This window comes from Streptomyces sp. NPDC047061, from assembly GCF_040643955.1.
Lineage (GTDB): Bacteria > Actinomycetota > Actinomycetes > Streptomycetales > Streptomycetaceae > Streptomyces.
Window position 1 is genome coordinate 161,955 of record NZ_JBEYVI010000013.1, and the last position, 23,053, is coordinate 185,007.

Below are 23,053 nucleotides of genomic sequence, written 5' to 3' on the forward strand. Positions count from 1 at the left end.
CCCGCGCCCCTTTCGGGGCGCTGCATCTCCGGGCGCTACAAGAGCCAGGGCTCTTCAGACGGATCTACGGCGGCCTCGCCACATGACCACCGCCGCCACCACCAGCACCCCGCCCGTGCCGCCGGCCAGCGGAGCGGCCCAGTCCGTCGCGCTGGTCGTCTTCTCCTCCGGGTCCGGGCCGGAGCCGAAGTACTTCTTGCTGTACGAGGCGGACGTCAGGTTCTGCGTCTTCAGCCGGGCCGCGGACTTGATCGCCGCCGCCGGGTCGATCATGCCGAAGCCCCGGGAGTCGTCGCGGCCGCCGGCCGGGGCGTCGCGGGCGGTGTCCTCCAGGAGTTTCTTGATCTGGGCCGGAGTGAGGCCGGGGTGGGCCGCCTTGACCAGGGCCACGGCGCCGGAGACGAAGGCGGAGGCGGCGCTGGTCCCCCAGCCCTCGTAGTACTTGTGGTCCGGGTCGGCGATGACGATGTCGACGCCGGGTGCGCTGACCGTGGCGTACCAGCGGCGGGTGGAGAAGTCGGCGCGGGTGCCGAACTTGTCCACCGCGGTGGCGGCGATGACGCCCGGGTAGGCCGCCGGGTAGGAGATGTGGTCGCCCTTGTCGCCGCCGTTGCCCGCCGAGGCGACGACCACGACGTCCTTCTTCAGGGCGTACTGGATCGCCTCGTCCTCGCTGGGCTCGGGGTGCGCGGAGTCGGAGTCGTCGCCGAGGGAGAGGTTGATGACGTCGGCGCCGTGGTCGGCGGCCCACCGGATGCCCTCGGCGAGGGCGTTGCCCCGGGTGGAGCGGGCCTTGCCGCGGGCGCTGTCGCCGTCTTCGAGGATGACCCGGACGGGGAGGATCTTCGCCTCGGGCGCGACCCCCATCACGCCGTCGCCGTTGCCGACGCCATGGCCGTGACCGGCGATGATGCCGGCCATGGCGGTGCCGTGCCGGGCCCAGTCCCGGTCGCCCGGACCGGCGCCGAACCCGATCATGTCCTTGGCGGTCAGGACGTTGCCGGCGAGGTCCGGGTGGTCGGCCTCGACGCCGGTGTCCAGGACGGCGACGGTGATGCCCTTGCCCTTGGTGGTCTGCCAGGCCTCGTCCAGGTGCAGGGCGGACAGGCCCCACTGCTGGGCGCGGATGCTGTCCGCGTACGCGGTGGTGGACGGCAGCAGGGCGAGCGAACCGGCGAGCAGCAGGCTCACCGCGGCCCCGGTGGCGCGGCGCTTCATGAGGGCTTCTCCGTTGCCGGGCCGACGATGTTCTGACGCAGTCGCCGTTCGATGCGGTCGGCCAGGCCCTGCGCCTCGTTGCCGAGGCCGGCCTGGGCCGCGGCCGTGGTGGCACCGGAGGTCTCGGCGTCGGCGGCGGGCTGCGGGGCGTCGACGGTCCGGCCGTCGGCCCAGCCGGAGACGGCGTAGGCGACGACCGGGGCGTCGGCGAGCACGGAGATCGTCCAGGAGGCGCGCTGGTGCGGCCCGAACCGCTCGGCGGCGGTGTTCTTCGCCGCGTACGGGCGGGGCAGCAGGTCGGTGCGGCGGTCCAGCCGTTCGTCGGTGAACCGCTTGGCGAGGGCGGTCATCCCGGCCGGGTCGGCCTTCGTGAACAGCAGGCCGACGGTCGTCACATAGCTCTGGGTGGCGTCGGTGTAGGTGGCGCGGATCAGGCGCTGGCAGCCGACGGGGGCGAGCACCTTGCGCAGCAGCGGGTCGAAGGCGTCGGCGCAGCCGTCGGCCGGGGCGACGGCGATCCGCGTCCAGGTGCGGTCCGCGCCGCCGGGGCCGGCGCCGGTGCCCTGCACGGTGGGCGGGAACAGTTCGTCGACCGGCACGTTGTGCCACAGGCCGGAGGCGGTGCTGAAGCTGGTCGCCGCGGCCGTGTCACCGCCGTCGTCGACGATCCAGCCCCCGGTGACCGCGCCGCCGATGAGTCCGAGGCCGAGCACCATGCAGGCGGCGGCAGCGGCGGTACGAGGCGCCACGCGACCGACCAACGACAGCCCCCGCCCACGCTCGTCGTACCCCTCGGGCTCACCGAACGTCACAACGGGCCGCTCCCGGCCGGGAGTTCCCGCGGAGGCGCTCCAGGACATCGAGGGGTCCGGGGCGGGGCCGAAGGTGTGCGCCGGCGGGGCGGCGTCGCGGTAGGAAGGGTAGGGAGGAGTAGCTGCCGGGGCGGGACGCGGTACGGCGCCCGAGTCCGGACGGACCGGAGCAGCCGATGCGGGTGCGGGTGTCGGTGCCGTCGGCTGTGCCGGGGCGGCCGGGGGCCGCGGCGGCGCTTCCGCCGCCGAGCGCTCGGGACCGTCGACGTCGGGGAACGCCGTACCGGCCGCCGCCGAAGCCGCGGAACGCAGCGGGACCTCGCTGTCCGCAAGCCCCGTCGGACGCGGCGGACCGGAGGGCGCCTGAGCACCGGGCCGGTGCGGAGCGTCGGCCCCGGGGGTCTTGCCGGACGGCACCGGAGGCGCCGTCGGACGCGGCGGAGCAACGGGCGGCGGGGCGCTCACCGGACGCGAGGGCATCCCGGTCGCCGCGGGCTCCGCCGAGCGCGGCGCGGCACCGGACGCCGGAGGACCGGCGGCCGGACGGCGCGGTGTGCCGGATGCCGGGGGGCCCGCCGGACGCGAGGGATCGCCGGTCGCCGCGGGCTCCGTCGGACGCTGCGCGGCACCCGCCGCCGAAGGGTCCGCGGGACGCGGCGGTGCACCCGTCACCGGAGGGCCGGAAGGACGCGGCGGCGTGCCGGACACCGGGGCCTCGGACGGACGCGGCGGCGTGCCGGACACCGGGGGCCGGGGCGGGCGGGGCGGCGGTGGGGTGACCTTCGGGGGCGTCGTGGGGCGCGGCGGGGCCGTCGGCACCGGGAACGTCCGCATGTGCGGGCTCCACGCGCTGCCCGAGTCGGGTGTGCCGAGGCCGGTGGCCGGGAAGTCACCGCGAGGCCGTTCGAACCGTCTGGGCCCGGTCGCGCCCGACGTGCCCCCGGCCGGGTCGCCCGACGGAGCGGTCGGAGTGGTCGGCGATCCCGCGGTGCCACGCCGCTCGTCCGCCGACGGCTCCGTCTCCTCCGCCGCGCGGAGGGGGCGTAGTGAGGTGGTCGGTTCCGAGCCGGGCTGCGTGCGCCGTGGCGAGGGGCCCGGACCGTACGACAGCCGGAACGGCGCCGTGCGCCCGGTCTCCCGCCCGGTGGACGCGGGCGGCACTGGCCGGCCGGACTCCCGGTCGGAAGGCACCGGGGGCAGGTCCGGGAAACGGGCCGAGGCCGGTGGCGGCGGCGGAGACGCGGTGGTCGCGCCCTGCGGCGGACGGAAGTGGGGATAGCGGGGCCGGACGATGCGCTCGGCGGACGTCGAGCGGCCTGCGGCCCTGTCCCCCGCATCCTGTTCGCCCTGCCCCACCGCACCGCCCCGACTCGTCCGGTCATCACGACTCTGCTGCCCGCCGGGCCGTCCCGGCAGCTGCTCCTGCCCGGTGCTCCTGGCCCCACCGGTGGATACGTCCGGCCGCTGCGACCGGTTCAGCCGGTTCGGCCGGTCGAAGAACCCCGGCCGCTCCACGCGGCCGGACACATCGGCCGGACCGGCCGATGTGTCCGGGTACGGGGCATCGCCTCGGCCGGTCCGGCCGGTCCCCGGCCGGGTTCCGTCGGCCGTCGGCGCGGGCTCCCCCGGGGAATCCGTCGGGGCGGGGTCGGACGAAGGGCGTCGCGGGATCGGGGCGTGCCGCGCTTCACTGCTCATGCGCCCCCCGTTTCCTCGTGCCCGGGCCAACTCCTCGTACGGGCCGTCGTGCTCCCCGGCGCGGAGACGTCCGCCCCGGGCACGCATACCCGCACGTGCGGTCCCGCATCCCGGCGCGGGTCAGGCGCCCGGGGTCGGTCCGCCGTACGTTCGCGTCACTCTACGGGTTGTGCGACGGCAAACGGGAACCAGTCGGCGGGCCCGGGGCATCTGCCCGGATCGTCCCCCTACCCTGCGGTAATCCTGTCTGGCAGGCTTCGTTCATGACTGCGCGCGCCGCCGACCGGGCCCGTTACGAACGGGCCACCGCCCATCTGGACGCCCCCCTCGCGATCGTGGATCTGGAGGCCTTCGACGCCAACGCGGACGATCTCGTGCGCCGGGCCGGCGGCAAGCCGATCCGGGTCGCCAGCAAGTCCGTCCGCTGCCGCCACCTGCTGGAACGCGTCCTCGCGAAGGACGGCTTCGCCGGGATCATGTCCTTCACGCTCGCGGAGTCGCTGTGGCTCGCGCGTTCGGGCTTCGACGACATCCTGCTGGCCTATCCGTCCGCCGACCGGAGCGCCTTCGCGGAGCTGGCCGCCGATCCCAAGCTCGCCGCGGCCGTGACCGTGATGATCGACGACCCGGCGCATCTCGACCTGATCGACGCCGCCCGGGACGGCGGGACCGAAGTGGTCCGGGTCTGCCTGGAGTTGGACACCTCGCTGAAGCTGCTCGGGGGCCGGGTGCGGGTCGGGGCCCGGCGCTCGCCGCTGTACTCCCCCGCCCAGCTCGCCGACCTGGCGCGGACCGTGGCCCGGCGGCCGGGCTTCAAGCTGGTCGGGATCATGGGGTACGAGGGGCACATCGCCGGGGTCGGGGACGACATCGCCGGCCGGCCGCTGCGTTCCCGCGCGGTGCGGCTGATGCAGGCCACCGCCCGCCGTGAGCTGTCCGAGCGGCGCGCCGCGGTGGTGCGGGCGGTCCGGGCGGTGGCGCCGGACCTGGAGTTCGTCAACGGCGGCGGCACGGGCAGTGTGCAGACCACGGCCGCGGAGGACGCGGTCACCGAGATAGCGGCCGGTTCGGGCCTGTACGTACCGCGCCTCTTCGACAACTACACGTCGTTCACCGGCCGTCCGGCCGCGCTGTTCGCCATGCCCGTCGTGCGGCGGCCCGGTGTCGGGGTCGTGACCGTCCTCGGCGGCGGCTACCCGGCCTCGGGCGCCGCGGGCCCCGACCGGCTGCCGGTGCCGTACCTGCCGGAGGGCCTGTCGTACGACGCGCAGGAGGGCCCCGGCGAGGTGCAGACCCCGCTGCTCGGCTCCGTCGCGGACGACCTGCTGATCGGCGACAAGGTGTGGTTCCGGCACGCCAAGGCGGGCGAGCTGTGCGAGCGGTTCGCCGAGCTGCAGCTGGTCGAGGGCGACCGGGTGACGGCGACCGTACCGACGTACCGGGGCGAGGGCCACACGTTCCTGTAGGCGTCCAGGGCCCGTGCGCCAGACGTCCAGGGCCGGTCCGCCGGATGTCCGAGGCCGGTCCGCCGGACGTCTAGGGCCGGTCCGCCGGGCGGATGCCCTTGGTGATCGCGTCCATGTCGGACAGCGGCGGCCCGTCCGGGCCCGCGTCGAAGACGAACCGGACGACGACCGGGGCCGGGATGCCGCTGTCGGAGGGGAAGGCCAGGGACTGGACGTAGCCGCCCGGTCCGTCGGCCGTGCGGACCCGCCAGCGCACCAGGTAGCCGTCGCGGCCCGCCACCGCGACCCGCCCCGCCTTGACCACCTGGTGGGACCGGATGCCCCCGTACGGCCGTCGGCCGCCGGGATCATGGCCGTACGCCGCCTCGGCCGCGTCGGGCACGTCGCGTTCGGCGACGGTGCGCGGCGAGGCGCCGTCGGCGCTGCCCGCGGTACGGCTGATGACCTGGCCGTGGCGGCACCGGCCGGTGTCGGCGGGGCAGGCGTAGGTGCCGTCGGTGGTCATCACGACGTCGTCCTGGGCGAGGTACGAGGAGCCGGTCCAGCCGGCCGGCACCGGCAGGGTGATGCCGTTGAGCTGGTCGACCACGAGGGACGGGGGCACCGCCGCGCTGGGGGCGGCGCGGACCGTCGTGTCGGCGCGGCCGTTCGCCTCGTCGGTGCGGAGCACGGTCGCGCCGGAGACGATCGCCGTCGCCAGCACGGCCGCGGCGGATATCAGCGCGACCGCCCTGGCCCGTCCGGACGCCCCGGCCGCCGGGGTGGGCGGCGCGGGGAGGCCGGACGGGGTGCGCCGGTGCTCGGTCCAGGCCCGTCCGTCCCACCAGCACTCCAGGTGCGGGGCCTCGGGGTCGGCGTACCAGCCGGGCGGCGGCGTCATGCTCACTCCCGCACTGTAGGACGGGGGCCGGGGTCCGTACACGGACTCCTAGAGGGGCGTGACGTACGCCCCAGAGATCCCGCCGTCCACCAGGAAGTCGCTGGCGTTGACGAAGGAGGAGTCGTCGCTGGCCAGGAAGGCGACGGCGGCGGCGATCTCCTCGGCCTCGGCGAACCGGCCGAGCGGGATGTGCACCAGGCGGCGGGCGGCCCGCTCCGGGTCCTTGGCGAACAGCTCCTGCAGGAGCGGGGTGTTGACCGGTCCCGGGCAGAGGGCGTTGACGCGGATGCCCTCCCGGGCGAACTGCACGCCCAGTTCACGGGACATGGCCAGAACGCCGCCCTTGGACGCGGTGTAGGAGATCTGCGAGGTGGCCGCGCCCATCCGGGCCACGAAGGACGCCGTGTTGATGATGGAGCCCTTGCCCTGCTGCCGCATGTAGGGGATGGCGGCCTTGCAGCACAGGTAGACGGAGGTGAGGTTGACCTCCTGCACCCGCTTCCAGGCCTCCAGGCCCGTCTCCAGGATGGAGTCGTCGTCGGGCGGCGAGATACCGGCGTTGTTGAAGGCGATGTCGACGCTGCCGTAGGTGTCGAAGGCGGTCCTGAAAAGCGCCTCGACCTGTTCGGCGTCGGTGACGTCGACCTTGACGAAGATCCCGCCGACCTCCTCGGCGGCGGCCTTGCCGCGGGCCTCGTCGACGTCGCCGCAGACGACATGGGCGCCCTCGGAGGCCAGCCGCCGCGCGGTGGCGAGGCCGATGCCGCTGCCGGCTCCGGTGATGACGGCGGTACGGCCGACGAGCCGGCGGCAGACGATGTCGGAGGTCTCAGGGATCTCGGAGGTCTCAGAGGTCTCAGCGGTCACTGTGCGGGGCCTTCCGTGCTGATGAAGACGTTCTTGGTTTCGGTGAAGGCGGTGAGCGCGTCCGGGCCGAGTTCCCGGCCGATCCCCGACTGCTTGAAGCCGCCGAAGGGGGTCCAGTAGCGGACGCTGGAGTGGGAGTTGACGGAGAGGTTGCCCGCCTTGACGGCCTGGGAGACGCGCAGGGCGCGGCCCACGTCGCGCGTCCAGATCGAGCCGGAGAGGCCGTAGTCGGTGTCGTTGGCGAGCCGGATCGCGTCGGCCTCGTCCTCGAACGGGATGACCACGGCGACCGGTCCGAAGACCTCCTCCACGGCCACGCGCGCCTGCGGCTCGACGCCGGTGAGGACGGTGGGCGGGAACCAGAAGCCGGGGCCCTCGGGGGCCTTGCCGCGGATGCCGGGCGCGTCGGCGTCGACGTACGAACGGACCCGCTCCAGCTGGGCCTTGGAGATCAGCGGGCCCATGTCGGTCGTCTCGTCGGCCGGGTCGCCGACGGTGACGGACTCGATGGCGGGGGCGAGGAGCTCCAGGAAGCGGTCGTAGACGGGGCGTTGGACGAGGATGCGGGTGCGGGCGCAGCAGTCCTGGCCGGAGTTGTCCAGGAAGGACATGGGGGCGGCGGCCGCGGCGGCCTCGATGTCGGCGTCGGCGAAGACGAGGTTGGGGCTCTTGCCGCCGAGTTCGAGGGTCACGCGCTTCACCTGGTCGGCGCAGAGCGCCATGATGCGCTTGCCGGTCCGGGTGGAGCCGGTGAACACGATCTTGGCGACGCCCGCGTGTTTCACGAGCGCCTCGCCGGCGATGTCGCCGCGGCCGGGCAGCACCTGGAAGAGATGCTCGGGGAGGCCTGCCGTCAGGGCGAGTTCGGCGAGCCGGAGGGCGGTGAGCGGGGTCGTCTCGGCGGGCTTGAGGATCACCGCGTTGCCGGCGGCGAGGGCGGGGGCGGTGCCCCAGGCCGCGATGGGCAGGGGGAAGTTCCAGGGGGCGATGATCCCGACGACCCCGAGGGGTTCGAGGAGGGTGACGTCGAGGCCGCCGGGGACCGGGATCTGACGGCCGACGAGCCGTTCCACTCCCCCGGCCGCGTAGTCGAGCAGGTCCCGGACGTTGCCGGTCTCCCAGCGGGCGTTGCCGAGGGTGTGCCCGGCCTCCCGGACCTCCAACTGCGCCAGTTCCTCGCGATGTTCGTCGACGACGACGGCGAACCGGCGCAGCAGCCGGGCCCGTTCGCCGGGCGCGAGCGCGGCCCACCGCTCCTGGGCGAGCGCGGCCCGCCGTACCGCGGTGTCGACGTCCGCCTCCACGGCCCCCGGGACGGTCGCGATCACCTCTTCCGTGGCTGGGTTGAGGACGTCCAGTTCGTACTCGTGCTGTTGCGACAAGGCGTGCCTCACATGCGTTCGAAGGAGCGGCGCAGCTCCCAGTCGGTCACCGCGGCGTCGAAGGCCTCCAGTTCGACGCGGGCCATGTTGCGGTAGTGCGCGACGACCTCGTCACCGAAGGCGGCCTTGGCGACGGGGCTGTTCTCCCAGAGCTCGGCGGCCTCGCGGAGGGTGGTCGGGACGTGCGCGAAGTCGGCGGTGTAGGCGTTGCCGGCGCAGGCCTCGGGCAGTTCCAGCTTCTGCTCGATGCCGTAGAGGCCGGCCGCGACCAGGCCGGCGACGGCGAGGTGCGGGTTGACGTCGCCGCCGGGCAGCCGGTTCTCGAAGCGCAGCGAACGGCCGTGGCCGACGACGCGCAGGGCGCAGGTGCGGTTGTCCTGGCCCCAGGCGACGGCGGTGGGGGCGAAGGAGCCCGGCTGGAACCGCTTGTAGCTGTTGATGTTGGGCGCGTAGAGCAGCGAGAAGTCACGGAGAGCCGCCAACTGCCCCGCGAGGAAGTGCCGCATCACGTCCGACATGCCGTGCCCGTCGGGGGCGGCGAAGACGTTGCGGCCGTCCGCGTCCGTCAGCGACAGGTGGATGTGGCAGGAGTTGCCCTCGCGCTCGTTGTACTTGGCCATGAAGGTGAGGGAGACGCCCTCCTGGGCGGCGATCTCCTTGGCACCGGTCTTGTAGATGGCGTGCTGGTCGCAGGTGACGAGGGCCTCGTCGTAGCGGAAGGCGATCTCGTGCTGCCCGGGGTTGCACTCGCCCTTGGCGGACTCGACGGTCAGCCCGGCGCCCGCCATCTCGTTGCGGATCCGGCGCAGCAGCGGCTCGATCCGCCCGGTCCCCAGCACCGAGTAGTCGATGTTGTACTGGTTGACCGGGGTCAGCCCGCGGTAGTTCGCGTCCCAGGCCGCCTCGTAGGTGTCCTTGAACACGATGAACTCCAGCTCCGTACCGACCTGTGCGGTGTAGCCGAGTTCGGCGAGGCGCTCCAGCTGGCGGCGGAGGATCTGCCGGGGCGCGGCGACGACCGGGGAGCCGTCGTTCCACGCGAGGTCGGCGATCAGCATCGCCGTGCCCGCGTTCCAGGGCACGCGGCGGAGGGTGGAGAGGTCGGGGTGCATGGCGAAGTCGCCGTAGCCGCGGTCCCAGGAGGACATGGCGTAGCCGTCGACGGTGTTCATCTCGGTGTCGACGGCGAGGAGGTAGTTGCAGCCCTCGGTGCCGTTCCGCAGGACCTCGTCGAGGAAGAAACGGGCGGCGAACCGCTTGCCCTGCAACCGCCCTTGCATGTCGGGGAAGGCCAGGACGACAGTGTCGATCTCACCGCCCGCGACGAGGGTGTGCAGCTCCTCGACGCTCAGCGGGGGTGTGCGGTCTGCCACGGGAGCTCCTTCGGCTTCTTTCACGCAGCGCTTCTGGGGCCGGTCGGGGAGCTCTAAGGTATTGAAGAGAACCATTGCTTGGGAAGGGGGTACGGCCATATGTCGTTGGACGCGGACGGCGCCCTCGACGACCCGTTGACTCCGGTGCTGCGGCCGGTGCGGGCGGGCAACGGCTTCGAGGAGGCGCTGGAGCAGATCCTGCAGGTCGTCCGGCTGGGCCTGGTGCCGGGCGGCGAGCGGCTGCCCGCCGAACGGGAGCTGGCGGAGCGGCTCGGGATCAGCCGGGTGACGCTGCGCGAGGTGCTGAAGGTGCTCCAGGACCAGGGCCTGGTGGAGTCCAGGCGCGGCCGGTACGGGGGCACGTTCGTGCTGCCGCGCACGGACGCGGGCGGCGAGGACGAGCTGCGGCGCCGGATCGCCGAGGTCGACATCGAGGACGTGCTGCGCTTCCGGGAGGTCCTGGAGGTCGGCGCGGCGGGCCTGTGCGCGGCGCACGGCCTGACCGGCGAGCAGGCGCTCCGCCTGCGCGAGGCGCTGGCCCGCACCCACGAGGCACCGCTCGCGGACTACCGCCGCCTGGACACCCTGCTCCACCTGACGATCGCCGAGCTGTGCGGCTCCCCCTCCCTCACCGCCCAGTACGCGGCGGTGCGGGCGACGGTCAACGACCTCCTCGACTGCATCCCGCTCCTGGTCCGCAACCTGGAGCACTCGCAGCGCCAGCACATCGCCCTGGTGGAGGCGGTACTGGACGGGGACGCGGACGGCGCCCGGGAGATGATGCGGGAGCACTGCTCGGGGACGGCGGCGCTACTGAGGGGCTTCCTGGCCTGACGCCCGACCGGCTGGTCACAAAGGTGTGCGATAAAGGTGTGGAAGCACACCTTTATGACAGGGGAGGGCCCATGTCCGGACGGCCGCTGATCGGCGTGAGCACATACCTGGAGGCCGGGGCGCGCTGGGGTGTGTGGGAGCTGGAGGCGGCCCTGCTGCCGGCCGGCTACCCGCGCCTCGTCCAGCGGGCCGGCGGCCTGGCCGCGATGCTGCCGCCGGACGCCCCGGAGCACGCGGCGGCGACGGTGGCCCGCCTGGACGGCCTGGTGATCGCGGGCGGCCCGGACGTGGAGCCGGTCCGCTACGGCGCCGAACCCGACCCCCGCACCGGCCGCCCCGCCCGCGCCCGGGACGCCTGGGAACTGGCCCTCGCCGACGCGGCGCTGGCCGCGGGCATACCGCTGCTCGGCATCTGCCGGGGCATGCAGCTCCTGAACGTCGCCCTCGGCGGCACCCTCGTCCAGCACATCGACGGCCACGCGGAGGTGCCCGGCGTCTTCGGCCGCCACGAGGTGAAGCCGGTCCCCGGGACGCGGTACGCCGAGACGGTCCCGGAGGAGACCTCGGTCCCGACCTTCCACCACCAGGCGGTCGACCGGCTCGGGGCGGGGCTGCTGGTCTCTGCCCACGCGGCCGACGGCACGGTCGAGGCGATCGAACTGCCCGCCGAGCGCGGCTGGGTCCTCGGGGTGCAGTGGCATCCGGAGATGGGCGAGGACCTGCGGGTGATGCGCGCGCTGGTCACCGCCGCGTCCGCAGCCGCGACCTGAGCCAGGCCAGGGCCGCGTCGCCCTGTGCCCGCTGGAACGGGCGCAGGGTGGGCAGGCCGGGCGGCGCGGGCCGCACCGAGTGCTCCAGGAAGAAGCCGGTGAGCGCGGCGAGCACGGCGGTGACGGCGCCCGGGTCGGCGCCCCTGCCGAGCGGATGCGCGGCGAAGATGCCCTCCGGGTCCGGGCCGCCCTGGGCCACGACGCAGGGCAGCATGACGAGCAGGTCGAACCAGGGGGCGGCCCGGACGGCGTGCGGCCAGTCCACGAAGACCACCCCTCCGTCGTCCGTCAGCAGCATGTTGTCGGCGCGCAGGTCGGCGTGGGCGAGGGTGTCGCCGGCGGCGGACTCGGGCCAGGGGGCGGCGAGTTCGGCCAGTTCGGCGAGGTGGGAGACGGTCCGGTCGTCGAGGCGTCCGGTGGCCGCGCCGGGGTTCTCGGCCAGCCTGCGCCAGCCGTCGAAGGCGTCGGCGAGACGCTCGGCCGCGGGCGGGGCGTCGAGCGGAGACGGGGTGAGGGTACGGCCGAGGGTGGCGACCGCGTCCAGGACGCGGCGGAGTTCGTCCGGGCGCCAGGGGACGTGCGGCTGACGGCCCTTCACCTCCTCGAAGACGAGGGCCACCCAGGTGCCGTCGTCGTAGCTGCCGAGGAGGCGGGGTGCGGGGACGGTGGCGGGGAGCGCGGCGGTGTTGCGGGCCTCCGCGCGGTGCAGGGCGGGGCTGTCGGGGTTGGCGTCGGCGCTGACCGCCTTGACGAAGGCGGTGCGGTGGGCGGCGGTGCGGATCCTGGCGGCGACGCCCGGGGAGAAGCCGCCGGGCTGGGTGACGGCGTGGGTGACGGGGGCGCCGCCGAGGAGGTCGGTGACGGCGGTGCGGACGGAGGTGGGGAGGGCTTCCCAGGGGGTGCGGGTGCCTTCGGCGGGTGGGGTGGGGGTGGGCATGGGGGGATGGTGAAGGCTGCGAGCCGTCCCCCGCCAGGGATTTTCGCCCCGCTTCGGCCTGAACGGCCTCGCCCTCAAACGCCGGACGGGCTGATGGGTGGGGGCGCGGACCGGCTCTCAGACCGCTCCTCTTCAAGTGACCGAGTCGGGTGGTGGGTGGGCGACAGGTTGTTCAACCCCGGGTCAGGGAAAGCAGTTCGCGGGCCGGGCCCGTCGGGCGGTGGCCTGTCGGCCAGACCGCTCGTAGGTCGCGGCGGAGGGTGACGCCCTCCAGCGGGATGCTGACCAGGCGTCGTATCGCCAGCTCCTCCCCCACCGCCAGTTCGCTGAGGACCGCAGGCCCCGCGCCGCCGACCGCCGACGCCTTCACCGCCGTGGTCGACGACAGTTCGATCAGCGGCCGGGCCAGACCGCCCAGTGCCGCGTCGAGGACCTGCCGGGTGCCGGAGCCGCGTTCCCGGAGGATCAGCGGGGTCGCCGCCAACTCCTCCGCGGCGAGCGGGCGCCGGCGGCGGGCCCAGGGGTGGGCAGGGGCCACGACCACGATCAGGCGGTCGTGGGCTATCACCGCCGAGTCGAGACCGTGCGGGACCGTCAGTCCCTCCACGAAGCCCAGGTCCGCCTCGTCAGCGAGCAGCCGTTCCGCCACCGCCGCCGAGTTGCCGGCGAGCAGGGACACCGCCGTGTCGGGGCGCTGGGCGCGCAGCGCGAGCAGCCAGCCGGGGAGCAGGTACTCGGCGATGGTCATGCTCGCCGCGACCCGAAGTCGCGAGTCCCGCCGGTCCCGGAGCGCCTGGGCACCCGCGTCGAAGGCCTCCGCCGCCTCCACCACCCGCCGCGCCCAGTCGGTCACCAGCGCCCCCGCGTCCGTGAGCCGCGAGCCGCGCGGTGAGCGGTCGACCAGGGCCACGCCCAGCTGCCGTTCCATGGAGCGGATCCGGCTGCTGGCCGCCGGCTGGGTGATGCCGACCTCCCGCGCCGCCGCCCCGAGGCTGCCCAGCCGCGCCACCGCCAGCAACAGCTCCAGCGCGCCGAGGTCCGGCACCCGGTGCGCCAGCGGGCCGCCGCCCGGCCGCTCCTCCGTCTCGCTCATAAGACCAGCTTATGCCCCCATAGAGCGGGACTCCCTGGTCGCGGGGCCAGGGTGGCGGAACCGTGGACTCATGGTCACCGCAGTCCGGAATCTCGGCCCCAACTGGTACGCGTCCGTCATGGGCACCGCGGCCCTCGCCCTCGGCGGCGCCGCGCTCGGCGCCGACGGCCCGCGCGAGCTCTTCGTCGGCGTCTGGGCACTGTCCCTGCTGCAACTCCTGGTCCTGCTCGTCGCCCGTGCCCTGCACTGGGCCTACCACCGCGACCAGGCCCTCGCCCACCTCCGCGACCCCGCGGTCGCCCCCTTCTACGGTTGCCTCTCCATGGCCCTGCTCGCCGTCGGCGGCGGTGCCCTCGCCCTCGGGCGGGACTGGATCGGCGAGCCGGCCGCCGTCGCGCTCGATTCCGTGCTGTTCGTCGCCGGTACCGCCGTGGGACTCGTGGCCGCCGTCGCCGTGCCGTACCTGCTGGCCGTACGCCACCGGGTGGAGCCAGGCCAGGCCTCCCCGGTGTGGCTGCTGCCGCTGGTCGCGCCCATGGTGTCGGCCGCGCTCGGGCCGCAGCTCGTCCCGCATCTGCCGCCCGGGCAGCCGCGCGCGGCCCTGCTCTACGGCTGCTTCGCGCTCTTCGGGCTGAGCCTGCTGACCACGCTGCTGATGCTCACGCTCGTCTTCGCCCGGCTGGTCACCGGCGGTCCGCTGCCGCTCGCGCTGACCCCCACGATCTTCCTGGTACTGGGCCCGCTCGGACAGTCGACGACGGCGGTGGGCGCCTTCGCGGACCTCGCCCCCGGCGTCGTACCGCCGCCGTACGCCACCGGTTTCGGCCTCCTCGCCGTGCTGTACGGCGTTCCCGTCATGGGGTTCGCGCTGCTGTGGCTGGCGCTGGCGGCGGCGCACGTGGTGCGGGCGTGGCGGGACGGGATGCGGTTCGCGATGACGTGGTGGGCCTTCACCTTCCCCGTGGGGACGTGTGTCACGGGCGCGGCCGCGCTGGGTCGGCACACCGGGCTCGCCGGGTACCACTGGCTGGCGGTGGGTCTGTACGCCGTCCTCGTCGCCGGCTGGCTCGCGGCCGCCTCCGGGACCGTACGCGGCCTGCTCAGCGGTGAGCTGCTCGCAGGGCCTCGGCCAGCACCCGTGGCGCCTCGGCCAGTGACGGTCCGTACCACGTCAGGTGCCGTCCGCTGACCAGTGCGCAGGGCAGCCCGGGGAACGCCTCGGGGCCGTCGGCGGCGGTGAAGCGGTAGGGCTCGTCCGGGAGGACGACCAGGTCGGGGGCCGCGTCGAGCAGTTCCCCGGCCGGGATGCGGGGGTAGCGCTCGGGGTGGCCCTCGAAGAGGTTCGCTACGCCGAGCCGCGCCAGGACGTCCCCGGCGAACGTGTCCCGGCCCAGGACCATCCACGGCCGCCGCCAGACCGGTACGACCGCCGTCGTGCGGGGGCCGGCCGGTACTGGTGCGGACCAGGCCCGCTCGGCCTCGTCCAGCCAGCGGGGGCGGGTGCGCGCGCCGCACGCGGTGAGGACCCTGTCCAGCTCGTCGAAGGCCTGCGGGACGCTGCGTACCTCGGTGACCAGGACCGCCAGGCCGGCGGTGCGCAGGGCGTCGAGGTCGGGGGCGCGGTTCTCCTCCTCGTTGGCGATCACCAGGTCGGGGGCGAGGGCGAGGATGCGGTCGAGGTCGGGGTTCTTGGTGCCGCCGACGCGGGGGATGTCGAGGTCGGCCGGATGGGTGCACCAGTTGGTGGCGCCGACGAGGACTTCGGGGAGCGTTTCTGCGATGGCCTCGGTGAGGGAGGGGACAAGGGAGACTACGCGCCGAGGTCTGGTGCAGGTGCGTGGGGGCTGGTCGCGCCCACGCGGCGTCAGCCGCATATCAGATACAGTCCCGCGCCCCTTTCGGGGCGCTCCAGCTCGGGGCGTCTCAGTTCGGGGCATCTCAGGGGTCAGCGGGGGCGGTCCTGGACCGCCTCGATGTGTTCGGCCACCGCGACCACGATGACGCGGGTGTCCGGGACCGTCGCGCGCCAGCGGTGGCGGACTCCGCCGGTGAGGTAGAGGGTGTCGCCGCGGCCGAGGCGGTGGGCGCGGCCCTCGGCCTCGATCTCCACGGCGCCGTCGGCGACGTACATCAACTCGTCGTTGCGGTGCTGGAATTCGCGGCCGGCGTCGTGGTCGCCGGTGAACTCCGAGGCGTGCAGCTGGTGGTGACCCCGGACCAGGGAACGCACCTTGGGCGCGAAGTCCGGCTCGGTGGCGTCGTCGGCCCGTACGACGTCGACGCTGCACGCCGGATCGGCGGCGGCGAGGAGTTCGACGGCCGTCGTGCGCAGGGCGTCGGCGAGCTTCTCCAGGGAGGTGCGGCTGGGGCGGGCCCTGTCGTTCTCGATCTGGCTCAGGAAGGGCACCGACAGGCCGCTGCGCTCGGCCACGGCGGCGAGGGTGAGCTCCAGCGCACGGCGGCGCCGCCGGACTGCCGCGCCCACCCGCACGGGCTGCTGGTCTTTGTGGTCGCCCATCGCTCCGGCTCCCTCCTTCGCTCGTCGATCCGTCCTTCGGGCGCCCCGCTGCGACCGGGCCCCTCCTGATGGGTTCTCTGCACCCTACGCATGTTCGGCAAACCGTTTCAGGCGGCCGTCACATCCCTGTCACGTCCGGTGAGCGCCACCCTCACAGTTCGCGCCAGTGCACGAGCTCGCCGGACTCACCGGGCGCGTGCGGCTCCTTCAGGCCGGGCGGACTCGTCCTTCGCGATGAACACGCTGACCAGGAGGGCCGGACGGCCGTCCGGTCGGTCGGCGGTGACGCCTGCGGACCGGCGACGGCGCGGCTGCGGCCGGGGTGCGCCGGCTCGGCCGCCCGGCCCGACCGGAGGTGGGGGCGCGAGGGTGCGCTGACCGGCTCCCCGGCCGTTGCGCGGGCGCGCCCCCTCGATCAGGGCGAGGGGGCACCCCACGGGTTCGAGGCGCGGGCGGTCGCCGATGTTCCCGGCATCGCCCCGGGCACGGAGCGGCTGGTCGAGGCGCTGATCCGGACGGGCCCGCCGGACCGTGAAACCCCGCGGGGTGCGCCGGAGTTGACGGTGGGTGGCGCGGTCGGCGCGGTGGTCGCCGGCCGGTTCCACGGTGTCGCCGCGGACCGGGGTGACGTCGGGGGTGCCCTCGGTGCGGCGGGGCAGGGTGCGAGGCGCGTCGAACGCCTGGTCGGCCGTTCCGGCCTGCGGGGCGGCAAGGCTTGGGCAACGCCGTAGCGCTACGTGGTTGGCCGGATCCTTTTCGTAGGCGGGGAAACCCGGCCGCCGGCGCCGCCGAGGCGAGTCGAGGTGATCGGCACCCGGTCGGCGTCAGTGCCGTACGGCATGATGCGTGGCGTGACCGCACGACTGATGCTTCTCGACACCGCCTCGCTGTACTTCCGCGCCTACTTCGGCGTCCCGGACTCCGTGAAGGCGCCGGACGGCACGCCGGTGAACGCGGTGCGCGGGCTGCTGGACTTCATCGACCGGCTGGTCAAGGACCACCGCCCGGACCTGCTGGTGGCCTGTATGGACGCCGACTGGCGGCCGCAGTGGCGGGTCGATCTCATCCCCTCCTACAAGGCGCACCGGGTCGCCGAGGAGCGCGAGACGGGACCGGACCGGGAGGAGGTGCCGGACACCCTCTCCCCGCAGGTGCCGGTCATCGAGGAGGTGCTGGACGCGCTCGGCATCGCCCGGGTCGGCGTGGCGGGCTATGAGGCGGACGACGTGATCGGCACCTTCACGGCGCGGGCCGGCGGCCCGGTGGACATCGTCACCGGGGACCGCGACCTCTATCAGCTGGTGGACGACGCGCGCGGGGTGCGGGTGCTGTACCCGCTGAAGGGTGTCGGGACGCTGCAGACGACCGACGAGGCGTGGCTGCGCGAGAAGTACGGGGTGGACGGCCCCGGGTACGCGGACCTGGCGCTGCTGCGCGGGGACCCGAGCGACGGGCTGCCGGGCGTGCCGGGCATCGGTGAGAAGACCGCCGCGAAGCTCCTCGCCGAGTTCGGCGACCTGGCCGGGATCATGGCCGCGGTCGACGACCCGAAGGCGAAGCTCACGCCGTCGCAGCGCAAGCGGCTGGACGAGGCCCGGCCGTATGTCGCCGTGGCGCCGAAGGTGGTCAGGGTCGCCGGTGACGTGCCGCTGCCGGACGTCGACACCGCACTGCCGAAGGCCCCCCGCGACCCGGCGCGGCTGGACGCCCTCGCCGCCCGCTGGGGGCTGGGCGGCTCGCTGAACCGCCTGCTCGTGACGCTGGAAGCCTGATCCCGAAGGAATTGTTTGCGCAAAACACGCTCATCAAGTGCTCATGGAGGAGGTGTTAACTGGGCGGAGATGCTAACTTAGGTAAACCTAACCAATGGAGCAGGGAGGCCGCCATGGCAGAGCGCCCGGGACGTAAGCCGCGCAAGCCCCATTCCGCTCAGGTGGTGCGCACCGAACGGTTGAGCCCCCACATGCAGCGCGTGGTTCTCGGCGGTGACGGACTGGCCGGCTTCGCCGCGGACACCTGCACCGATCATTACGTGAAACTCCTCTTCGGGCCGGCGGGGGTCACCTATCCGGAGCCCTTCGACCTGGAGCGGATCCGCGCCGAGTTCCCCCGCGAGCACTGGCCGGTGACCCGGACCTACACCGTGCGCTCCTGGAACGCCGAACACCGGGAGCTGACCCTGGACTTCGTGGTCCACGGCGACGAGGGCCTGGCCGGGCCGTGGGCCTGCCGGGTCCAGCCGGGTGAGACCGTGCGCTTCATGGGTCCCGGCGGCGCCTACGCCCCGGACACGGACGCCGACTGGCACCTGCTCGCCGGTGACGAGAGCGCGCTGCCCGCGATCGCCCGCGCCCTGGAGTCCCTGCCGGCCGGGGCGAAGGCGTTCGCCTTCGTCGAGGTCTCCGGCCCCGAGGAGGAGCAGAAGGTCGACTCCGACGTGGAGGTCGTCTGGCTGCACCGGGGCGAGCGGCCGGTCGGCGAGGCCCTGGTAGCGGCCGTCCGGGCGCTGGAGTTCCCCGAGGGCCGGGTGCACGCCTTCGTGCACGGCGAGGCGAGTTTCGTGAAGGAGCTGCGGGCGCTGCTGCGCGTCGAGCACCAAATCCCGCGCGAAGGTCTGTCGATCTCCGGCTACTGGCGCCTGGGTCACAACGAGGACGGCTGGCAGGCCTCCAAGCGCGACTGGAACGCCCGGATCGAGGCGGAGCAGGAGGGCGGCGCGGCCGCGGCCTGAACGGACCGGCGGCACCTCACGAGAAGGTGCCGCCGCCCCGAGGTCACACCGACCGCTGATACGACCGGAACGTCCTGATCGACAGCCACACGGCCGCGACCGCCAGCGCGAGCAGCGCCCCGCCATGGCCGAGCACCGCACCCCAGTCGGGGTCCGCCGACATCGCCGAACGGCCCGCCACCATCGCCCAGTCGAGCGGGTTGTAGTCGGCGATGTGCCGTATCCAGCCGGGCATCTGGGACGGCGCCATGAAGGCGCTGGACAGGAACGTCAGCGGCAGCAGCAGGAAGGTGTTGATCCCGATGATCGACTCCCGCTCCCGCACCAGCATGCCGAGCGCGTTGGACAGCGCGCCGAAGATGGTGCCGAGCAGCACGGCGGCCACCACCAGGACCGCGATGCCGCCGGTCCCGCCCGGATAGTCGGCGCCGCCCAGCAGGCCGAGCAGCACGATGATCAGCGACTGGCCCGCGGTGACCAGGCCGTTGTTCACCACGTTGCCGTTCATCAGCGCGGCCCTGCTGACCGGTGTGGTCAGGAAGCGGTTGAGGGTGCCGCGCTGGATCTCCTCCAACGTGCCCATGCCCGCCCACATGTTGGAGCTGAGGGCGCTCATCACCACCACGCCCGGCACCAGGTAGTCGAGGTAGGAGGTGGTGCCGAAGCCGCCCAGCTCGACGACCTTCTTGAAGAGGCTGCCGAAGAGGAACAGCCAGATCACCGGCTGGATGAGGGTGATCACGGCGAACGCGGGCTGGCGGGCGAACACCAGCAGCTGACGCTGGGTCATGTACCAGGTCTGGGACATCGCGTTGCTCATCGGGCACCTCCGGCCAGGGCGAGGGAGTCGGAGTCGGTGCTGTCGGCCTCCGCGTAACGGCGGCCCGCGTAGCGCAGGTAGACGTCGTCGAGGGAGGGCCGGGCGACGGTCGCGGCCGTCACGGTCACCCCGGCCCGTTCCAGGGCGGCGAGCAGCGCCGGCATCGCGGCGGCCCCGTCGTCGGCACGGGCGCTGATCCGGCGCCCGTCGAACAGTACCTCGTGCACGCCCGGCAGCCCGGTCAGGGCGCCGGTGAGCAGGGTGCGGCCGGCTTCCCCGGGTGCTTCGCGCAGCTCGATGTGGACGGCGTCGCCGCGCAGTTCGCCCTTGAGGGAGTCCGGGGTGCCCTCGACCACGACCCGGCCGCGGTCGACGATCGCGACCCGCTCGGCGAGCCGGTCGGCCTCCTCCAGGTAGTGCGTGGTGAGCAGGATGGTCAGGCCCTCCTCGCCGGCCAGCCGCCCGATCTCGTCCCACATCGCGGTGCGGGCCTCGGGGTCGAGGCCGGTGGTGGGCTCGTCGAGGAAGAGCACCTCGGGGCGGTGGACCAGGCCGAGTGCCACGTCGAGGCGGCGCCGCATACCGCCGGAGTACCCCTTCACCGGACGGCCGGCGGCCTCGGTGAGGGTGAACCGGTCCAGCAGCTCGTCGACCCTGCGGTCCAGCCCGGCCCCGCGCAGGCCGTAGAGCCTGCCCTGGAGCCGGAGGTTCTCCCGGCCGGTGGCGACGGGGTCGGCGCCGGAGTTCTGGGCGACGACGCCGATCGCGCGGCGCACCCGGTCCGGGTGGCGCAGCACGTCGTGGCCGGCCACGGTGGCGCTGCCCGAGTCGGGGCGCGCGAGGGTGGTGAGGATCTTGACGGTGGTGGACTTGCCGGCGCCGTTGGGCCCGAGGAGCCCGAAGACGGTGCCGGGTTCGACGGTGACGTCCATGCCGTTCAGCGCGGTGACGTCACCGGGATAGGCCTTGATCAGCTGGCGCGCCTGCACTGCGGGCGCACGGGTGTTCATGACAGGGCTCTCCTGAATGAGCGGATGACAGTTGACAGGGGATGACAGCTGATCCGCTTGAGGAGCACCGGGCTATCCTGGGTGTGCCGCACCTCGATCGCCCGGATCTGCCTCACGGCGGATTCAGCTCGGGGTTCGAGACCCCGGTGGAACTGGTGCAACAGCTCTGCCGGGGTCTGTTTCTCTCACAACTCGCTCTCCTGCTGGTCCACCTCCGTGAACTCCGGCGGCAGTTCGCCGGTCTCGTGGAACCGGCGCCAGCCCTCGACGCCCGGCAGCGAGCCGTCCTGCAGCTCCCGCACGAAGCCGCGGACCCATGCGGTCTGCGCCTCCAGCATGTGCAGGTGGTACTCGACCTCGACGACGAAGAGCCGGGGCAGCGTCTCGTGCAGCTTCTCCAGCACGGCCCTGCCGCCGGCGACCTCCACCTCCAGGGAGCTCAGCCGCTCCGCCAGCAGGCGCTCGACCTCGTCCGGCGGCAGGGCGCCCATCAGCGAGAGCGCCGTCTCGAAGATCGGGTACTCCTTCACCGGGACGGCCATCAGATCGGACAGCCAGTGGACCATCTCCTCGCGCCCGGCAGGGGTGATGCCGTAGACCGTGCGCTCCGGGCGGTTGCCCTGCCGCTCCACGTCGGCCACCTCGACGAAGCCGTGCTTCTCCAGGTTCTGCATGACCGTGTAGAGCGAGCCGTAGTTGATCCGGGTGCTGGTGTCCTTGCCCTGACGGCGCATGGTCTGGGCGATCTCGTACGGATGCATCGGCTTCTGCCAGAGGGTCGTCAGCACGACGAGTGCCAGCGGATTGCCGAGCTTGCGCCGCTTGACCGCCACACCGACCACCTCGCTTCCGAATATCCGTGGCCGAACATATCGCGACTCGACGGGGCCGTCAATACACACGATGTATCGCGTCTAAGCGGACTCCGCAAGAGCGTGAGGACTTGGGCCCGCCCCGGACACGCCCGCGTGACGCGTCCGAAACAGCGCATCCCTAATTTCTGTCGCCCGACAGGAAATCCGCGATTTCCGTCCTCGACAGGAAGTCCGCCTGACAGGCAGGTGCCGCCGTGACGACACTCCACGACCGCTCCGTGGAACCCGACGACCACTCCCTGGAGGAGTTCGGCTACCGCCAGGAGCTGCACCGCAGCCTCGGCCGGTACGCCTCGTTCGCCGCCGGGTTCTCCTTCATCTCCGTACTGACGACCGTCTTCCAGTTCTTCGCCTTCGGGTACGCGTTCGGCGGCCCGGTCTTCTTCTGGGCCTGGCCGGCCGTCCTGATCGGCCAGTTGCTGGTGGCCGCGTGCTTCGCCGAACTGGCCGGCCGCTACCCGATCTCCGGCGCCATCTACCAGTGGTCCTCACGCCTGTCGAACCCGACCTTCGGCTGGTTCGCCGGCTGGACCATGGTGATCGGGCAGATCGTGGTGGTCGCGGCGGCCGCGCTCGCACTGCAGATGGTGCTGCCCGCGCTGTGGTCCGGCTTCCAGCTGATCGGCACGGACACCGCGGTGACCTCGGCCGACGGAGCCGCCAACGCCGCCGTGCTGGGCGTCGTCCTGCTGGTGCTCACCACCCTCGTGAACGTCCTGGACAACCGGGTGATGTCCGTGATCAACCGGGTCGGGGTGACCGCCGAGATCATCGGCGCGGTACTGATCATCGTGCTGCTGCTCACCCACTCCAAGCGCTCCCCGGGCATCACGTTCCACACCGGTACGGCCGCCGAGGGCGGTCTGCTGGGCGCCCTGCTGGTCGGTTCGTTCACGGCCGCCTACGTGATGATCGGCTTCGACAGCGCGGGCGAGATGAGCGAGGAGACGCACCAGCCGCGGCGGACGGCCCCGCGCACGATCCTCACGGCACTGTCCGCCGCGGGCCTGCTCGGCGGCCTGGTCATCCTGGGCGGCCTGCTGGCCGCGCCCAGCCTGACCGACGGGCACCTGGGGGTCGACGGGCTGAGCTACGTCCTGACCAGCAGCCTCGGGGACGGCGTGGGCCGGGTGCTGCTCGCCGACGTGGTGGTGGCGATCGCGGTGGCGACGCTGGCGATCCAGACCGCGGCCTCGCGGATGCTGTTCTCCATGGCGCGGGACGGGCAGCTGCCGTTCGCCGACCGGCTGGCGCGGGTGAATCCGCGTACCGGCATGCCGGGAGCGCCGGCCGTGGTCGTGGGGGTGCTGGCCGCCGTACTGCTGCTGCTCAACTTCGCCTCGCCGGACGCGTTCCTGGCGATCGGGACCACGTGCATCGTGATGCTGTACCTCGCCTACGCGATGGTGACCGGGCCGCTGCTGGTGCGGCGGCTGCGGGGCGGGTTCCGGGTCGAGGGCACGGACGAGACCGGGGCGCCGCTGTTCTCGCTGGGGCGGTGGGGGGTGCCGGTCAACGTGGTCGCGCTGCTGTACGGGCTGGTGATGACCGTGAACCTGGCGTGGCCTCGGGGGGCGGTGTACGACCCCAGTGGGGGCCACTGGTACTTCCGGTGGTTCACGGTGTTGTTCCTGGTCGGAACGTTGGTGGTGGGCGGCGTTTGGAGGCTCACCCGGGCGGAGTCCAGGAGTGCGGTCGCTTTGCCGGAACCTGTGGCGTAGTGGGTCGGGTGCGGGTGGAGTGTGGCTGGTCGCGCAGTTCCCCGCGCC

Annotated in this window: 21 protein-coding genes; 7 read left to right on the forward strand and 14 right to left on the reverse strand. The window is 73.4% G+C overall.

Features of this window, described 5'->3' with window-relative positions:
• Positions 1-54: 54 nt before the first annotated feature.
• Together mycP and ABZ887_RS20795 are read right to left on the reverse strand one after the other, a co-directional pair.
• Positions 55-1,218, reverse strand: a complete 1,164-nt coding sequence (gene mycP, locus ABZ887_RS20790; protein WP_361291454.1) for a type VII secretion-associated serine protease mycosin — start codon at positions 1,216-1,218, stop codon at positions 55-57.
• Positions 1,215-2,030, reverse strand: coding sequence for a hypothetical protein (locus tag ABZ887_RS20795; RefSeq protein ID WP_361291457.1), 816 nt, complete (start codon positions 2,028-2,030; stop codon positions 1,215-1,217). Before ABZ887_RS20795 ends, mycP begins: the two co-directional genes overlap by 4 nt.
• 1,961 nt (positions 2,031-3,991) lie before the next feature.
• On the opposite strand from ABZ887_RS20795, the gene ABZ887_RS20800 reads away from it, so the two are divergent.
• On the forward strand, positions 3,992-5,194 hold the full coding sequence (locus tag ABZ887_RS20800; protein WP_361291460.1) for an amino acid deaminase/aldolase: 1,203 nt from the start codon (positions 3,992-3,994) through the stop codon (positions 5,192-5,194).
• A gap of 70 nt (positions 5,195-5,264) precedes the next feature.
• On the opposite strand, the gene ABZ887_RS20805 is transcribed toward ABZ887_RS20800, so the two are convergent.
• The 4 genes from ABZ887_RS20805 to ABZ887_RS20820 are packed head-to-tail and all read right to left on the reverse strand — an operon-like array spanning position 5,265 to position 9,696.
• Complete coding sequence (locus ABZ887_RS20805; RefSeq protein WP_361291577.1) at positions 5,265-6,074, reverse strand: DUF2510 domain-containing protein; 810 nt, start codon at positions 6,072-6,074, stop codon at positions 5,265-5,267.
• Positions 6,075-6,122: 48 nt separating this feature from the next.
• Positions 6,123-6,911 (reverse strand): 3-oxoacyl-ACP reductase, encoded by a 789-nt coding sequence (locus ABZ887_RS20810; RefSeq protein WP_361291579.1) that lies wholly within the window; start codon positions 6,909-6,911, stop codon positions 6,123-6,125.
• A 26-nt stretch (positions 6,912-6,937) separates the two neighbouring features.
• Positions 6,938-8,323: an aldehyde dehydrogenase family protein gene (locus tag ABZ887_RS20815; RefSeq protein WP_361291463.1), complete on the reverse strand. Its 1,386-nt coding sequence runs from the start codon at positions 8,321-8,323 to the stop codon at positions 6,938-6,940.
• 8 nt (positions 8,324-8,331) lie between these two features.
• Entirely contained in the window at positions 8,332-9,696 is a 1,365-nt protein-coding gene (locus ABZ887_RS20820) for a glutamine synthetase family protein (RefSeq protein WP_361291466.1), read from the reverse strand.
• Positions 9,697-9,795: 99 nt separating this feature from the next.
• Here ABZ887_RS20820 and ABZ887_RS20825 point away from each other — a divergent pair, with 99 nt between their 5' ends.
• Positions 9,796-10,530 carry an FCD domain-containing protein gene (locus ABZ887_RS20825; RefSeq protein WP_361291469.1) on the forward strand — a complete coding sequence of 245 codons (735 nt, stop codon included), beginning with the start codon at positions 9,796-9,798 and terminating at the stop codon, positions 10,528-10,530.
• A gap of 71 nt (positions 10,531-10,601) precedes the next feature.
• Positions 10,602-11,300 carry a gamma-glutamyl-gamma-aminobutyrate hydrolase family protein gene (locus ABZ887_RS20830; RefSeq protein WP_361291472.1) on the forward strand — a complete coding sequence of 233 codons (699 nt, stop codon included), beginning with the start codon at positions 10,602-10,604 and terminating at the stop codon, positions 11,298-11,300.
• On the opposite strand, the gene ABZ887_RS20835 is transcribed toward ABZ887_RS20830, so the two are convergent.
• Positions 11,272-12,237 (reverse strand): aminoglycoside phosphotransferase family protein, encoded by a 966-nt coding sequence (locus ABZ887_RS20835; RefSeq protein ID WP_361291475.1) that lies wholly within the window; start codon positions 12,235-12,237, stop codon positions 11,272-11,274. The genes ABZ887_RS20830 and ABZ887_RS20835 overlap by 29 nt on opposite strands.
• Before the next feature lie 172 nt (positions 12,238-12,409).
• Complete coding sequence (locus ABZ887_RS20840) at positions 12,410-13,330, reverse strand: LysR family transcriptional regulator (protein WP_361291478.1); 921 nt, start codon at positions 13,328-13,330, stop codon at positions 12,410-12,412.
• A gap of 70 nt (positions 13,331-13,400) precedes the next feature.
• Between ABZ887_RS20840 and ABZ887_RS20845 the strand changes: the two genes are divergently transcribed.
• Positions 13,401-14,519 (forward strand): TDT family transporter, encoded by a 1,119-nt coding sequence (locus tag ABZ887_RS20845; RefSeq protein ID WP_361291481.1) that lies wholly within the window; start codon positions 13,401-13,403, stop codon positions 14,517-14,519.
• Here ABZ887_RS20845 and ABZ887_RS20850 read toward each other — a convergent pair.
• The 3 genes from ABZ887_RS20850 to ABZ887_RS20860 form a co-directional block, all read right to left on the reverse strand.
• Positions 14,431-15,204, reverse strand: a complete 774-nt coding sequence (locus tag ABZ887_RS20850; protein WP_361291484.1) for a helical backbone metal receptor — start codon at positions 15,202-15,204, stop codon at positions 14,431-14,433. The genes ABZ887_RS20845 and ABZ887_RS20850 overlap by 89 nt on opposite strands.
• A gap of 71 nt (positions 15,205-15,275) precedes the next feature.
• A complete protein-coding gene (locus ABZ887_RS20855; RefSeq protein ID WP_361291487.1) occupies positions 15,276-15,848 on the reverse strand; it encodes an XRE family transcriptional regulator in 573 nt (190 codons plus the stop codon).
• Positions 15,849-16,033: 185 nt separating this feature from the next.
• Positions 16,034-16,453, reverse strand: a complete 420-nt coding sequence (locus ABZ887_RS20860; protein WP_361291490.1) for a hypothetical protein — start codon at positions 16,451-16,453, stop codon at positions 16,034-16,036.
• Between the two features lie 237 nt (positions 16,454-16,690).
• Here ABZ887_RS20860 and ABZ887_RS20865 point away from each other — a divergent pair, with 237 nt between their 5' ends.
• On the forward strand, positions 16,691-17,620 hold the full coding sequence (locus ABZ887_RS20865; protein ID WP_361291581.1) for a 5'-3' exonuclease: 930 nt from the start codon (positions 16,691-16,693) through the stop codon (positions 17,618-17,620).
• A 113-nt stretch (positions 17,621-17,733) separates the two neighbouring features.
• Entirely contained in the window at positions 17,734-18,579 is an 846-nt protein-coding gene (locus ABZ887_RS20870; protein ID WP_361291493.1) for a siderophore-interacting protein, read from the forward strand.
• A gap of 43 nt (positions 18,580-18,622) precedes the next feature.
• On the opposite strand, the gene ABZ887_RS20875 is transcribed toward ABZ887_RS20870, so the two are convergent.
• The 3 genes from ABZ887_RS20875 to ABZ887_RS20885 all read right to left on the reverse strand — a co-directional run bounded on the left by ABZ887_RS20875 (position 18,623) and on the right by ABZ887_RS20885 (position 21,242).
• The gene (locus ABZ887_RS20875) at positions 18,623-19,399 is read right to left on the reverse strand and encodes an ABC transporter permease (RefSeq protein ID WP_361291495.1); all 777 of its coding nucleotides are present in this window, start codon (positions 19,397-19,399) and stop codon (positions 18,623-18,625) included.
• Positions 19,396-20,409 (reverse strand): ATP-binding cassette domain-containing protein, encoded by a 1,014-nt coding sequence (locus ABZ887_RS20880; RefSeq protein WP_361291497.1) that lies wholly within the window; start codon positions 20,407-20,409, stop codon positions 19,396-19,398. The genes ABZ887_RS20875 and ABZ887_RS20880 overlap by 4 nt, the downstream gene beginning before the upstream one ends.
• A gap of 185 nt (positions 20,410-20,594) precedes the next feature.
• Positions 20,595-21,242 carry a PadR family transcriptional regulator gene (locus ABZ887_RS20885; protein WP_361291499.1) on the reverse strand — a complete coding sequence of 216 codons (648 nt, stop codon included), beginning with the start codon at positions 21,240-21,242 and terminating at the stop codon, positions 20,595-20,597.
• Positions 21,243-21,478: 236 nt separating this feature from the next.
• Between ABZ887_RS20885 and ABZ887_RS20890 the strand changes: the two genes are divergently transcribed.
• Entirely contained in the window at positions 21,479-23,005 is a 1,527-nt protein-coding gene (locus ABZ887_RS20890) for an amino acid permease (protein ID WP_361291501.1), read from the forward strand.
• The last annotated feature ends 48 nt before the right edge of the window (positions 23,006-23,053 follow it).

Excerpts from the sequence above, each read along its gene's own strand:
- ABZ887_RS20840 (WP_361291478.1), bottom strand. The coding sequence starts at position 13,330 with ATGAGCGAGACGGAGGAGCGGCCGGGCGGCGGCCCGCTGGCGCACCGG.
- ABZ887_RS20870 (WP_361291493.1), top strand. The coding sequence starts at position 17,734 with ATGGCAGAGCGCCCGGGACGTAAGCCGCGCAAGCCCCATTCCGCTCAG.
- ABZ887_RS20825 (WP_361291469.1), top strand. The coding sequence starts at position 9,796 with ATGTCGTTGGACGCGGACGGCGCCCTCGACGACCCGTTGACTCCGGTG.
- ABZ887_RS20830 (WP_361291472.1), top strand. The coding sequence starts at position 10,602 with ATGTCCGGACGGCCGCTGATCGGCGTGAGCACATACCTGGAGGCCGGG.
- mycP (WP_361291454.1), bottom strand. The coding sequence starts at position 1,218 with ATGAAGCGCCGCGCCACCGGGGCCGCGGTGAGCCTGCTGCTCGCCGGT.
- ABZ887_RS20845 (WP_361291481.1), top strand. The coding sequence starts at position 13,401 with ATGGTCACCGCAGTCCGGAATCTCGGCCCCAACTGGTACGCGTCCGTC.
- ABZ887_RS20805 (WP_361291577.1), bottom strand. The coding sequence starts at position 6,074 with ATGACGCCGCCGCCCGGCTGGTACGCCGACCCCGAGGCCCCGCACCTG.
- ABZ887_RS20865 (WP_361291581.1), top strand. The coding sequence starts at position 16,691 with ATGCGTGGCGTGACCGCACGACTGATGCTTCTCGACACCGCCTCGCTG.
- ABZ887_RS20880 (WP_361291497.1), bottom strand. The coding sequence starts at position 20,409 with ATGAACACCCGTGCGCCCGCAGTGCAGGCGCGCCAGCTGATCAAGGCC.
- ABZ887_RS20800 (WP_361291460.1), top strand. The coding sequence starts at position 3,992 with ATGACTGCGCGCGCCGCCGACCGGGCCCGTTACGAACGGGCCACCGCC.
- ABZ887_RS20835 (WP_361291475.1), bottom strand. The coding sequence starts at position 12,237 with ATGCCCACCCCCACCCCACCCGCCGAAGGCACCCGCACCCCCTGGGAA.
- ABZ887_RS20855 (WP_361291487.1), bottom strand. The coding sequence starts at position 15,848 with ATGGGCGACCACAAAGACCAGCAGCCCGTGCGGGTGGGCGCGGCAGTC.
- ABZ887_RS20875 (WP_361291495.1), bottom strand. The coding sequence starts at position 19,399 with ATGAGCAACGCGATGTCCCAGACCTGGTACATGACCCAGCGTCAGCTG.
- ABZ887_RS20850 (WP_361291484.1), bottom strand. The coding sequence starts at position 15,204 with ATGCGGCTGACGCCGCGTGGGCGCGACCAGCCCCCACGCACCTGCACC.